This window comes from Chryseobacterium sp. GP-SGM7 (assembly GCF_049166575.1).
In the GTDB taxonomy this organism is placed as follows: domain Bacteria; phylum Bacteroidota; class Bacteroidia; order Flavobacteriales; family Weeksellaceae; genus Chryseobacterium.
Genome location: NZ_JBMHFF010000003.1, coordinates 165,909 through 179,335, shown reverse-complemented (window position 1 = coordinate 179,335; position 13,427 = coordinate 165,909). Strand labels below are relative to the sequence as shown.

The window sequence follows — 13,427 nt, the reverse complement described above, 5'->3', positions numbered from 1 at the left end:
GGATGGAAAACGAATATAATTTTGACGAGATTATTAAAAGAAGAGGCACGAATTCTGTAAAATGGGATTTAGAAATAGATGCTGAGGTTTTGCCAATGTGGGTCGCAGATATGGATTTCAGAACTGCACCCGAAATTACAGAAGTAATCGTGGAAAAAGTGTCTCAAGGTGTTTTTGGTTATGGCTTGGTTCCGGACAATTTTCTTGAGGCAATCAGCGAATGGTGGAAAGAAATTCATCAGTACCATATCAAAAAAGAATGGATTCTGCCTGGTCCGGGAATGATTCCTACACTTTCCGCAATTTTAAGAACCTTTGTAAAGTCTGGGGAAAATATTATTATTCAGCCACCCGTTTATAATCATTTTTATAATTTCTTCGAAAACTGTGAATTTGGTGTGATGGAGAATAATCTCATTTACATCAACAGAGCCTACGAAATTGATTTTGATGATTTGGAGATAAAAGCATCCGATTCGACAGCGAAGGTTCTCTTACTGTGTAATCCTCATAATCCTGTTGGCAGAGTATGGAAAAGAAATGACCTTGAAAAAATAGCGGAAATTTGTGCCAAACATCACGTAATGGTTGTTTCAGACGAAATTCACGCAGACTTGGTTTATGAAGGTTATCACCATATTCCTTTCACATCCGTGGCAGCAAATTATAATTTGAACTCGGTAAGTTGCGGGTCGCCCTGCAAGACATTTAATCTTGCAGGTTTGCCGATTTCATATGTCATTTCTGAAAACATTGATGTCTTAAACAAAATTCATAAAACCTTTGAAATTCAGGAAACCAGTTATCCAAATACGATCGCTGCCACTGCATTGATTGCGGCCTATCAAAATGGAAAGGAATGGATGCGGGAATTGAAAATTTATCTTAACGGAAACTATCAATATCTTTTAGAATTTATAAAAAAAAATATACCTGAAATTAAAGTTCTCCCTTTGGAAGCTACTTATCTGGTATGGCTGGACTGTAATTCTTTGAATAAAACGTCGGACGAATTATCCAAAATTTTACTTGAAGAACAAAAGATTTGGGTGAATGCAGGAACAATGTACGGTGCAGCGGGCGAAGGTTTTCTGAGAATTAATATAGGTTGTCCGAGAGAAGTTCTTCTGGAAGGATTAAAACGATTAAAATTATACTTCCGGGATCAGAATTGAAGGTCATAAAATAGTCATATAGGTATTCTTGCTTATAAAATTTCACAAACAATCTTTTAGATATGTACTCCTTCCATTTACGCATTGAATAGTGGCCTAGATGTTCATAAATTTGTTATAGTAAAATAGTTCAATCGAAATTCAAAAGCGTATTGTACTATTATTTAAGTAAAGAAAATTATGGAATTAAATAACAATTCAACAGTAATAATAGGTGGTGGCTTCGCAGGTATTGAGATTGCCAAACGCCTGTTAAAAAATGACTACAGATCAAAGGTCATTCTGGTGGATAAGAATAATTACAATTTTTTTCCTCCATTATTGTATCAGGTTGCCACAGGCTTTTTGGATGTCTCAAATATCAGTTATCCATTCAGAAAATTCTTTAGGGGACACTCCAATTTCTCTTTCAGAATGGGTGAGCTTTTGGAGATTAAGCCGGAAGAAAATAAGATTATTCTGAACAATGGGGAACTTTCCTATTCCAAACTGATCATTGCCACAGGAACTGTCAGCAATTATTTCGGAAATGAGAATATCAGAAAGAATGCATTACCGATGAAGACCATTGTAGATGCCATTAGCCTGAAAAATACAATCCTTGACAGATTGGAAAAAGCAACGCAGACGCAAAATCTTCAGGAACGCAAAAAGCTTACAACGTTTGTAGTTGCTGGTGGTGGACCAACTGGTGTAGAAATTGCCGGAATGTTGAGTGAACTTAAACAAAATATTCTTTTAAAAGATTATCCGGAACTCAAAGATGTACCTTTTGATATTCACTTAATCGATGGACTTCCTACTGTCTTGGCACCTATGAGTAAGCCTTCTCAGGAATATGCGACAAAATCTCTGCAAAAGATGGGAATTCAGATAAAACTGGGGCAGTTGGTAAAAGATTATGTTGATGACGTGGTCTACATTGCAGACGGAACCGAGATTGAAACAAAAAATCTACTCTGGACAGCCGGCGTCACTGCGATTGTATTTAAAGGTATTCCGGAAAAAAGCTACGGAAGAGGAAAGCGTCTTAATGTGGATGCTTACAACAAAGTGTCAGGAACGGAGAATATCTATGCATTGGGAGACACCAGTATAATGACAGCCGATGCGGCTTTTCCAAATGGACATCCGCAATTGGCTCAGGTCGCCATCCAGCAGGCTCAAAAGCTTTCTGAGAATCTGATCTCGCAATCCAAGGGAACAGCATTATCTCCATTTAAATATAATGATAAAGGCTCAATGGCGATCATCAGCCGGAATAGAGCTGTTGCGGACCTTACATCGGGACCTTTCAAACATTTCAACGGTTTTTTTGCCTGGTTGATCTGGGTTTTCGTACACCTTTTTTCACTGATCAATCTTCGAAATAAAGTTACTACTTTTTTTAACTGGCTAAATGCCTATGCTACAAAAGATCAACCATTACGAATGATTGTAAAATCAGAACATCAAAAATGAATTTTAAACCTAGCTAAAATTCAATAAAAAAACAGGATAAATTATTAATCATTAAAATAAAGATATGTCAAATTTAAAAGATCAAGTGGTATTTGTAACAGGTGCCGGAGGAGGAATAGGGAAAATTATTGCTATAGAATTTGCTAAATTGGGTGCTTCTGTAGCCATTGCGGATCTCAATGAAGAACTTTTGAAAACCGCCGTAAAGGAAATTGAAGAATATGGTGGTAAAGCTATTGGTCTTGTAGCCAATGTTACGGATCTGGAATCTATGAGAAAAGCCCTTCAAAAGGTGGTATTTACTTTCGGTAGGCTTGATGTTGCAGTAAATAATGCGGGCGTTGTCGGAATTGGAAGTATCGAAGAAATAGAACCAGCTGACTGGGATAAAATAATGTCGGTCAATAGCAAAGGTGTTTTTGTAAGCACAAAAGCTGAGCTTGAAATTATGAAATCTCAAGGTTCGGGTGCGATAATCAATAGTGCATCCATAGCCGGTAAAATGGGAATGGCTCATTTGTCTCATTATGTTGCTTCAAAATTTGCAGTGATCGGTTTTACAAACAGTATTGCAAAGGAGGTAGCGACTACAGGAATTACAGTCAATGCCATTTGTCCAGGAATAGTAGGTACAGGAATGTGGCGTGGAGAAGGCGGTGTTGCAGACCGATGGAAACTGGAAGGTGAGACTGAAGAACAATCTTGGGAAAGAAACAAAACATCGCTGATTCCTCAAGGAATTGATCAAACCCCACAAGATATTGCCGATGCTGTGATATTTATTTCGCAGGCAAAACATATGACTGGTCAGGCCATTGCGATTGATGGCGGTATGACGATGTAATTAATTCATTCATTCTAATTTAAATTTTGCTGGCATTTGCCGGCAAAATTGTAAAACAAACAAAACGATGAGCAAAGTAATAGGGATTCTTGCAGGAAGTCTGCGAAAAGAATCATTTTCAAAGAAAATTGGCAAAGCGCTTTTAGATTTTACACCGGAAGGATTTGACTTTAAATTGATTGATCTAAATGATATTCCTTTATACAATCAGGATTTTGATGATCACAATGAAGTACCTGAAGCGATCACAAAGTTCAGAACAGAAATGTCGGCAGTCGATGGTGTTATCTTTATCACACCTGAGTATAATCGTTCCGTTCCGGGGGTAATGAAAAATGCGATTGATGTGGGTTCAAGACCTTATGGGAAAAGCGTCTGGGATAAAAAACCTGCCGCAATTTTCAGTAATTCGCCAGGGAATCTTTCTGCTTTCGGAGCCAATCATCATTTAAGACAAAGTCTCGTATTTCTGAATATGCCTACGATGCAGCAACCGGAGGTGTACATTGCACACGTCAATGACCTGTTTGACGAAGAAGGTCAGTTAAAAGAAAGCGGAACTAAAGATTTTATCAAAACAGCGGTCGATTCATACATTGCTTGGTTTGAGAAAAATGTAGGCCAATGATCATTTTTAAGAAAGCGCGTTAACATAGATCAATGCGAATTCTTAAACTTGTTTATGGGTGGATTATCTTAGATAGTGGGAAATTTGTACCATATTAATCAATTAACAAATTTAATAAAAATGATCGTTAGATTTTTAAGACAAAAAAAGCTATTGTCTCTTTTCATTTTGCTGATCTCTATTTCGGCATTTGGTCAGGATGGTAAGGCACTTAGATATTTTATGCAAGGTAATGCGGTAGCAAGCTCTATACCATATGGTAATAATACGTCTATAGGAAAATATGTTCAGTCAGACGATGCAAAGATCTATTATGAAGTGTATGGAAAAGGAAGCCCGATCGTCGTTTTGCACGGCGGGATCGTAGGGTCACCTTTGGAGATGGGACAGATCATTGATAGTCTGTCACAGGATCATCAGGTCATCTCTATTTCGACACGTGGACACGGCCGTTCTGAGATGGGCTCAAAAACGCCTACTTATGAGCAAAAAGCTAAAGATGTGAATGCAGTGATTACAAAGGTCACCACAGATAAAGTTGTTATTTTAGGCTTTAGTGACGGTGCCTACACGGGTTATTTCTTTGCTAAACAATACCCGCAAAGGATCGATAGATTAGTGGCAATCGGAGCAGGAGAGTGGAAGAAGGGATTTCGTGAATTCAAGATGAATTATAAAAGTTTTTCGGCAATGGATGAAGTCTTTTGGAAACAACAGTTGGCGATAAGACCGGAACCGAAAAGGATCGATGAATGGTTTAGTACGCTTAGTGCGTATTACAATGATTTGAATATCGATCAAAGCATTCTTGGCGCGATCAAATGTCCTGTGTTGGTAATGGCTGGTGAAAAAGACCAAAATGCGCCTTTAGATACTGTTATCGCCGCGTATAAGATGATTCCGACGGCGCAGCTGGCGATTATTCCGAACGCACCTCATCCGGCATTCTTGGTCAATTTTGCTTCGGTTTGGGCTGATATCAAACCTTTTTTAAATCAAAACAATTAATTATTAAATTTATAAATAAAATGGAAAACAACGTAGAAGAGATCTTGATACATCACTTAACAGCTTTTGGAAATAATAATCTGGATGCGATCTTGGAAGATTATACAGAAACATCTGTGATCTTTACTCCCAAAGGGATCGTGAAAGGTTTGGAAAATATCCGTCAGTTCTTTGCAGAATTTTTTGCAGTAATCCCAACAGGTTCTGCTTTCGGAATGGATCAAAAGCTGATCGAAGGAAATGTAGCCTATATTGTTTGGAATAGCGATTCCAATGTTGCTCAGATTCCTGTGGGAACAGATTCTTTCGTATTCGAAGGAAACAAGATCCAATATCATACTGTAGCAGATTACAGGATAGCAAAATAATAATTTAAGACCTGATGATTCGGGTCTTTTTTGACTCTAAATATTACATTATGAAAAACTTAATAAAGACTACGCTGTGTATTTTGACAACAATGGTTTTGTTCAATACCAAAACTTATGGTCAGGAATATGCAGATACGACCAAAACACTCGAAGATGGTAAAGCTCCAGGTTTGAAAGTGAAATTGCTTAGCACCGCAGGACAAACCAAAACCTATCTCCTGATCTTTACAAAAGGTGATGAGATCGTAGCGGGCTTAACGGAGTTTGCCAGAAAGAATAATATTAAAAGCGGTCATTATACAGGCTTAGGCGATGCCTTGTCTGCCAAAGCCGGTTGGTTTGATTACGACAAGAAAAAGTTCAAGGTCATTCCGATTGGAGTTTCGGAGGTATCATCTTTTATTGGTGATATTGCTTGGTACAAGGGTAAACCCATTGCTCATACACATTTCAGTGCTGCGATAGAAGACGGTTCGGTAAAGGGTGGACATCTGTTGGAGTTGCATTGCGGTCCGACGATGGAAATCATCCTTGTGGCTGAACCTGCTGAACTATATAAAAAACTGGATCCTGAGTTCAATGCGGCCATTATAGATCCAGAATTAAAATAAACAATATGGAATCGCAATACAAATCTATAGAAACAGTAATAGAAAGCGGAAAAGCACCCGGATTGAAAGTGAAACTTCTAAGTGAAGTTGGTGGTGTTAGAACCTATGTCCTTGTTTTCTCAAAAGGAGATGAAGTAGTTTCTGGACTTACTGATTTCGCTTCTGAATATGACATTAAAAGTGCCCACTATCAAGGGATAGGAAGTGCATTTGAAACAGAATTGGGTTGGTTTGATTTTGACCGTCAGCAATATCTGGTAAATACTGTAGATATTGCAGAAGTGACCTCGATCATCGGTAATATCACCTGGTATGAGGGCAATCGTGTGGCGCACACGCATACAACGGTTTCTCTTAAAGATGGAAGTGTGAAAGGTGGACATCTGTTAAAGATGATTGTTGGACCGACCATCGAAATTGTTTTGACTGCCGAGCCAACCGCACTTTACAAAAAATTAAACCCGGAATTCAATGCAGCAGCCATCGATCTGGAATTATGATAAAATATAACCAATAAAAAATAACATTATGGAAATTACAGCAGCTATTGTAAAATCAAAAGGTAGCGAATTCGAATTAGAAAAAGTAACATTGGACGAACCGGGTGCTGAGGAAGTGCTTGTAAAAATCGTTGCCACTGGAATCTGTCATACCGATATGGTGGCCCGCGACTTTATTATGGGCTCACCTAACTTTCCTGTGATCTTAGGTCACGAAGGAGCAGGTGTCATTGAAAAAGTGGGGAGTGATGTTCATCACCTGAAAGTTGGTGACCACGTGGTTTTGACCTACGGTTTCTGTGGAGAATGTGAGATCTGCAGAACTGGAAATCCTGCATACTGCTATGAGTTCTTCGACCGTAACTTCTCAGGCGCTGATATCGAAGGGCATCACCACCATCACGATCACGAAGGAAAAGACATCAATGATAATTTCTTTTCACAATCATCATTCGCAACTTATTCCATCGCACACAAAAATAATGTGATCCCTGTTCCTAAAGATGCACCTTTGGAGTTGTTAGGACCACTAGGCTGTGGAATCCAAACGGGTGCTGGTGCTGTGATCAATACGCTGAAGATCAAAGTAGGAAGTTCTATTGTGATCTCTGGCACAGGTGCAGTGGGTCTTTCTGCAGTGATGGCTGCAAAAGCATCTTCTGCAACGGTGATCATCGCAGTGGATATCAACGACGACAGATTAGCTTTTGCCAAAGAATTAGGTGCAACACACACGATCAACTCTCTGAACGAAAATGTGAGAGAAAAGATCCGTGAGATCCTTCCAAACGGTGTTCAGTTCGCTGTAGATACCACAGGAAGAAGTGAGGTGATTAATAATTCATTGAACAGTCTGGCTCCTGTTGGAGAAATGGCGATCATCGGTGTAGCAACAAAACCATTGGAACTGGAAACCAACATTTTCCTAACGAAAGGTTACAAGATCAAATTTGTTAATCAGGGAGACAGTGTGTCTGAAGAATTTATTCCGAAATTGATAAAAATGTACCTACACGGCCAGTTTCCGTTTGATAAATTGATCAAAACCTATGCTTTTGAAGATATCAACCAGGCTGTGGAAGATTCTGAAAAAGGAAGAACGATCAAAGCTGTTTTGAAGATCGGAGAATACAACAAGTAATCTTTAAAATATAAGTAATGCTTTACACTTGTATCATTTTATGCTTGTGTAAAGCTTTTCTGTTTTAAATCAAATCACTATGAAAAAAATAAAATATCTTGCGATGCTGGCAATGATCTACTCCGGGCTGTCGGCTCAGCAAAATGTGATCTTACCCGTCAATGGAAAAGTAAATAAAGACACCGGAACTGAAGAGAGAACTTTGACGATGGATCCCAAATCCGACAGCCGTACGGTCTATAACGTTACTGTACCAAGTCTGGCGATCTACAAACCGGAAGGTGTTGCATCCAATGGTACCGCAGTTTTGGTAGTTCCTGGCGGTGCATTCCATATTCTGGCTTATGACGATGAAGGTGTTAAAATTGCAAGGTCGCTCACTGCAAAAGGTTATACGGCAGCCGTTTTGAAATATAGGCTGGTGAAGCTAGATAACAAAGACCCTTTCGGAAAATTGATGCAGAATGCTAAGAACTTTGATGTTCTGGAATCCATAATGGCTCCTGTTGTTCCATTGGCAATTGCAGACGGTAAAGAGGCGATGAAATATCTGAAAAAGAATGCCGCAACCTTAGGCTTTGACAAAGAAAAAATAGGAGTGATCGGTTTTTCCGCAGGTGGGACGATTGCTGCTGCAATCGCTTTGGATAAAGAGGTCCGCCCATTGTTCAGTGCGCCGATCTATCCTTATTTGGGACCGGTGATGAAAACGCCTGTTCCATCCGACCCGCCGCCTGTTTTTACAGCGGTTGCGGAAGATGATGATTTCGGTTTTGATGTCAATTCTGCTAAATTTTATCAGAACTGGAAAGCTGGAAACGGCCTTGCAGAACTACACATCTACACCAAAGGGCGACACGGTTTCGCCAGCAAAACACAAGGACTTCCTGTAGACCATTGGGAAGAGCGATTGATGGAATGGCTATCATCGCAAAATATAAAATAGTATTGTAAGCATAATAAATGAAATTATGGAGTATAGATTTTTAGGAGCATCAGGAATTAAAGTTCCTGTGCTTAGTTTCGGAACGGCGACGTTTGGCGGTAAAAACGATTTTTTTAAAGCCTGGGGAAACACTCAGGTCGATGAAGCAAAAAGACTGATAGACATCTGTCTGGATGCGGGAGTCAATATGTTTGATACAGCAGATGTTTATTCTGATGGTGTTGCAGAAGAAGTCTTGGGAAAAGCCATTGCAGGAAAATCAAGAGATGGGCTGATCCTCTCAACGAAGGCCACGTTTACTTTTGGTGAGGGTCCTAACAACCAAGGTTCGTCCAGAGGTCATCTTTTGAAGCAGGTAGAGGGCAGCCTTAAAAGATTGGGCACAGATTACATTGATATTTTCCATATGCACGGTTTCGACGGAAATACTCCTGTAGAAGAGACATTGCGTACTTTGGATGACCTTGTTCAGAGTGGTAAGATAAGATATATTGCTGCATCCAATTTTTCTGGGTGGCATCTTATGAAATCTTTGGCTGTTTCAGAAAAATACGGATGGAACAAATATGTCGGTCATCAGGTTTATTACTCGCTCAACAATAGGGAGTATGAGTGGGAACTGATGCCTTTGGCACTCGATCAGAAGGTCGGTGCTATCATCTGGTCTCCATTGGCAGCAGGAAGATTGGGAGGAAAATACGGTAGAAACAAGCCGATTCCTCAGGACAGCCGTGTCGCCCAAGGCGGTAGCCCTGTACCCGATATGGCGGTGAACGAGGAACGTTTGTATAACATCATCGATGCGTTGGACGAGATCGCAGAGGAAACCGGAAAATCTGTAGCTCAGGTTGCCCTGAATTGGCTGCTTCAAAGACCAACAGTGTCCAGCATTATTATCGGAGCGAGAAACGAAGATCAGCTAAAGCAGAACCTTGGTGCAGTCGGTTGGAATCTGACAGTAGAACAAATCAAAAAGCTGGATGATGCAAGTAATGCTGCTCCTACCTATCCGTACTGGCATCAGTGGCAAGACAAAGGATTGAATCCGACACCGAAGTTTTATTAGTCTCAAACAACAAATAATTAATAGGCTTCAAAATCAATTGCCTATTCAGCCTTTTGATGCTGAATAGGCAATTGATTTTTTTATTCAACAATATCCGATAAAAAAAGATTTTAAATTTTCGGAAAATCAGAGAATGCCTTCACATCGACTTAATAGGTATTTTACGGCATCTTTTCAAACAATTGCTTGCGATAATTGTTTGGAGAAATACCGGAATACTGTTTGAAGAATCTGCTAAAGTGAAATTGATTTTCAAAATTGAGATGGACAGATATTTGTTTTACAGGCAAGGCTTTGTTATCTAAAAGGACCTTGGCTTCCAAAACTACCATTTCTGTGATAAACTGGCGTGCCGTTTTACCTGTCTTCCTTTTCAGAAGCTGTGAAAGATATTTTTCATTGATGGCAAGCTTTTCTGAATAGAATGTAACTTCGCGGTTTGTGCGGTAGAATTCAGACAGCAAATTGATAAATCGGTAAATGATGGTGTTTGAGTATTCCTGGTCGGTCTTCATTTCCTCATAATAAGGTTTTACCATCAACAAAATCGATTTGAAAATATTTTTGATCATTTCAGAATGAGTTTCGGGATCGTCTTTGCGATGGTGCAGCTCGGAGATGAGCTGGATCATCTTGATGACAAGGGACTGGTCATTCTCTTCCATATTGCGATAAGATGCCAGACCTTCCCTCAGGAAATTGGCAACATTGAAATATTTGCCCAGTATTCCGGAGGCTTTCAAAAACTGTGAGGTGAAAAGCAGGGATACAAATTGGGTGGTCTCGTTTTCCCAGCTGAATTGACGGATGGCCGACGGAGGTACGATGATGATACCATTTTTTTTTAAATCGAACCCTAGAAGATTGACCTTCAGATGCAACTCGCCTTTCAAAACAAAAATCATCGAGAAATGTTCGGAACGGAAAGGTTTGTCCCTAAACGCTTCGGAATCGTACTTGCAGGATTCATAAATAATTAGGTCGGAGGACGTTGCTTGTGCTCCAATATTCCTGCTTATCTCTGAAATTTCAAGATCTTGAATTTCCGGATCCTGTTTTGATTGGTTGGATGTCAATACTTAGTTTTTAACAAATATAAAAATCTTTATCTTACTTTTAGACATATCTTGTACTCTTTCGTCTATGGATTTAATTGATTGTGAAGGCGACCTTTGCTTATTGATCATAAAACAACAATGTTTAAAAATTCCATAGTGAAAAAGATACTTTTTGTAATCATATTGATATGCGTGATATTACCAGCTCACGCACAATCAGATTCTTTACAGTTATCATTAAAAAAGGTGTTTGATATTGCATTAGAAAAGAACCGTGATATCAAATTGAGTACAGAACAACTTTTAAAAGCTGATCTGAATGTTTCGGATAAAACGAACAGCAAACTGCCAAATGTAGGTTTTTCTGCATCAGCGGGCTACCTTACCAACGTAGGTGTATTGGGTCTGGGAAATATGGCGGATGATTTTTATGATATGCCGCACTTTGCCAATTCCTATGCATTGCAGGCCAGCCTTTTGATATATGCAGGAGACCGTATCAACACAGATATCAACCTCTCAAAATTGGAACGTGACCTTGCTGCGCTGAGTGTACAGAGAAACGAACAAAACATAAAACTTATACTGGCAGGCTATTACCTTGACCTTTACCAGCTCTATCAGCAGAAGACAGTTTTCGAAAAGAATATTGTCCTGAGCAAGGAACTTCTGAAAAAGATCAATGACAGATATACAGAAGGCATTGCACTGAAAAGTGATAAGATCAGAAACGAACTTTTGCTTTCTACATTTGAATTGTCACTTACCAAGCTGCTGGATCAGATCCGTATCACGAATAACAATCTTATAACAACTCTGGACCTGACGGAAAATACCATCATCGTTCCGGATCGAGTGGTTGAGATTCCATTGGAACTGCAGGATCTTCTGATGGATCAGAAGATAGAAGAGCTGAAAGCAGAAGCTTTAAAAGCAAATCCGGACAGCAGAGAGTCCGAAACAAAAGTTGACATAGCGGCTAAAAAATTGAAAATGGTACGCTCACTGAATTACCCGGAACTCTCCGTGTTTTTTTCCGGAACGATGAATCGCCCTTACACGTTTGATATTCCTGCCAAGGATATCTATGCCAATAACAATACATTGGGGGTAAGGGTAAATATTCCCATTGGCAACTTCTATCTGACAAAGAAGAAAATAGAGATGGCGGCAAAAGATATTGATATAGCAAAGCAGTCGCAGGAGATCGTTGAACGGAATCTTTCCCGGGACGTCAAAAATAATTTCATAAGATGCAGGCAGGCCTTTGACCAGATGCAGACATTATATAAACAACAGGAACTGGCGGATGAAAATTACAGAAGGATCTCCGATAATTATGTGGAGCAACTTGCGCTCAATACCGAGGTAATGGATGCCACAAACCAGAAACTTGAAGCTGATCTGAGAATGTCTCAGGCCAAAGTACAGATCCTGTACTCGTATTATCAACTCTTAAAAACCTTAGGTGAACTATAATTATGAACCACACACATCAAACAAACCAGCATAAAAAAAATAAGTCTAAGATTTTCATCAATTTGCTCATTACAGTGGTTGCAATATCGATTCTTGGCTATGTGGCAAACTATTTTTTCAATTTTAATAAAAATCTGTATACGGATGATGCTCAGGTACAGCAACTCCTTACTCCTGTCAATGCGAGGGTAAGTGGATATATTGATGAGGTCAGGTTTAAGGATTTCCAATGGGTAAAGAAAGGAGATACATTGATGATCATAGACAACAGTGATTATTTGATACAGAAAGATCTCGCAGAAGCAGCAGTTTTGGATGCTAAAGCCGGAAAGAAGGTCACCAGTTCCAATATAAACAGTGTGGAGAACAATGTCACAGTTTCCGACGCCCGAATCGCAGAAGTGAAGACCAGACTTTGGAATGCTGAGAAAAACTACAACAGATATGTGACCTTACTACAGAAAGAATCGGTAACGCAACAGCAGTTCGATCAGGTAAAAAGTGATTATGACGCTTTAAAGGCACAAGTTGAAACTTTAGAAAGAAGCAGAACGGGAAGCAATTTGGTCGTACAGGAAGCAAGCAGTAAGATAGAAGTGAATATGGCAGCCATCAAAAGAGCCGAAGCACAATTAAAACAAGCGGAATTGAATTTGAAATATACTGTCATTACTGCTCCTACAAACGGATATGTAGGACGCAAGACGATCACGGCAGGTCAGCTGGTTCAGACCGGACAGCAGGTTGTCAATATAATAGACAATGATAACAAGTGGATCACTGCCAATTTTAAGGAAAAACAGATCGCTTACGTTAAAGTGGGTGATAAGGTCGATATCCAGGTGGACGGAATTCCCAATAAGATATTCGGTGGTACGGTGCAGGCCTTTGCATCTGCCACCGGCTCGGTATATTCGATGGTTCCCGTTGATAATGCGACAGGTAACTTCGTCAAGATCCAACAGCGAATTCCTGTAAGGATAGAATTTGACAAAAATATAGAAGCTTCCTTGCGTTCAAAATTAAAAGCAGGGATGAATGTCGTTGTCAATATAAAAAAGCCTGAAAGCAGATGAGCAAAACGGCACATAAACACACGATAGCGGCTTTCAAGGATTTTATTCCGAGATGGCTTAGGA

At 39.6% G+C, this 13,427-nt stretch carries 14 protein-coding genes; 13 read left to right on the top strand and 1 reads right to left on the bottom strand.

What is annotated here, in order from left to right; genetic code table 11:
• Window positions 1-2 precede the first annotated feature (2 nt).
• From ACOOWA_RS13170 to ACOOWA_RS13120, 11 genes are all read left to right on the top strand, one after another.
• Window positions 3-1,175, top strand: coding sequence for a MalY/PatB family protein (locus ACOOWA_RS13170; RefSeq protein WP_421375843.1), 1,173 nt, complete (start codon window positions 3-5; stop codon window positions 1,173-1,175).
• A gap of 180 nt (window positions 1,176-1,355) precedes the next feature.
• Window positions 1,356-2,636, top strand: coding sequence for an NAD(P)/FAD-dependent oxidoreductase (locus ACOOWA_RS13165; RefSeq protein WP_421375841.1), 1,281 nt, complete (start codon window positions 1,356-1,358; stop codon window positions 2,634-2,636).
• A 64-nt stretch (window positions 2,637-2,700) separates the two neighbouring features.
• The gene (locus tag ACOOWA_RS13160; RefSeq protein ID WP_421375839.1) at window positions 2,701-3,480 is read left to right on the top strand and encodes an SDR family NAD(P)-dependent oxidoreductase; all 780 of its coding nucleotides are present in this window, start codon (window positions 2,701-2,703) and stop codon (window positions 3,478-3,480) included.
• Between the two features lie 67 nt (window positions 3,481-3,547).
• A complete protein-coding gene (locus ACOOWA_RS13155) occupies window positions 3,548-4,108 on the top strand; it encodes an NADPH-dependent FMN reductase (RefSeq protein WP_421375837.1) in 561 nt (186 codons plus the stop codon).
• A 120-nt stretch (window positions 4,109-4,228) separates the two neighbouring features.
• Entirely contained in the window at window positions 4,229-5,116 is an 888-nt protein-coding gene (locus tag ACOOWA_RS13150) for an alpha/beta fold hydrolase (RefSeq protein WP_421375835.1), read from the top strand.
• A 20-nt stretch (window positions 5,117-5,136) separates the two neighbouring features.
• The gene (locus ACOOWA_RS13145; protein ID WP_421375834.1) at window positions 5,137-5,484 is read left to right on the top strand and encodes a YybH family protein; all 348 of its coding nucleotides are present in this window, start codon (window positions 5,137-5,139) and stop codon (window positions 5,482-5,484) included.
• Window positions 5,485-5,498: 14 nt separating this feature from the next.
• Window positions 5,499-6,098, top strand: a complete 600-nt coding sequence (locus ACOOWA_RS13140) for a PPC domain-containing DNA-binding protein (protein ID WP_421375832.1) — start codon at window positions 5,499-5,501, stop codon at window positions 6,096-6,098.
• Window positions 6,099-6,103: 5 nt separating this feature from the next.
• The gene (locus ACOOWA_RS13135) at window positions 6,104-6,598 is read left to right on the top strand and encodes a PPC domain-containing DNA-binding protein (protein WP_421375830.1); all 495 of its coding nucleotides are present in this window, start codon (window positions 6,104-6,106) and stop codon (window positions 6,596-6,598) included.
• A gap of 28 nt (window positions 6,599-6,626) precedes the next feature.
• The gene (locus ACOOWA_RS13130; protein ID WP_421375828.1) at window positions 6,627-7,739 is read left to right on the top strand and encodes an NAD(P)-dependent alcohol dehydrogenase; all 1,113 of its coding nucleotides are present in this window, start codon (window positions 6,627-6,629) and stop codon (window positions 7,737-7,739) included.
• 79 nt (window positions 7,740-7,818) lie between these two features.
• The gene (locus tag ACOOWA_RS13125) at window positions 7,819-8,685 is read left to right on the top strand and encodes an alpha/beta hydrolase (RefSeq protein WP_421375826.1); all 867 of its coding nucleotides are present in this window, start codon (window positions 7,819-7,821) and stop codon (window positions 8,683-8,685) included.
• A gap of 25 nt (window positions 8,686-8,710) precedes the next feature.
• Window positions 8,711-9,751, top strand: a complete 1,041-nt coding sequence (locus tag ACOOWA_RS13120) for an aldo/keto reductase (RefSeq protein WP_421375824.1) — start codon at window positions 8,711-8,713, stop codon at window positions 9,749-9,751.
• Window positions 9,752-9,912: 161 nt separating this feature from the next.
• Here the strand turns inward: ACOOWA_RS13120 and ACOOWA_RS13115 are convergent, their stop codons facing one another.
• The gene (locus ACOOWA_RS13115) at window positions 9,913-10,827 is read right to left on the bottom strand and encodes a helix-turn-helix domain-containing protein (RefSeq protein ID WP_421375822.1); all 915 of its coding nucleotides are present in this window, start codon (window positions 10,825-10,827) and stop codon (window positions 9,913-9,915) included.
• 138 nt (window positions 10,828-10,965) lie between these two features.
• On the opposite strand from ACOOWA_RS13115, the gene ACOOWA_RS13110 reads away from it, so the two are divergent.
• Both ACOOWA_RS13110 and ACOOWA_RS13105 read left to right on the top strand, forming a co-directional pair.
• Window positions 10,966-12,288: a TolC family protein gene (locus ACOOWA_RS13110; RefSeq protein WP_421375821.1), complete on the top strand. Its 1,323-nt coding sequence runs from the start codon at window positions 10,966-10,968 to the stop codon at window positions 12,286-12,288.
• A 2-nt stretch (window positions 12,289-12,290) separates the two neighbouring features.
• Window positions 12,291-13,364, top strand: a complete 1,074-nt coding sequence (locus ACOOWA_RS13105) for an HlyD family secretion protein (RefSeq protein WP_421375819.1) — start codon at window positions 12,291-12,293, stop codon at window positions 13,362-13,364.
• Window positions 13,365-13,427: the final 63 nt, after the last annotated feature.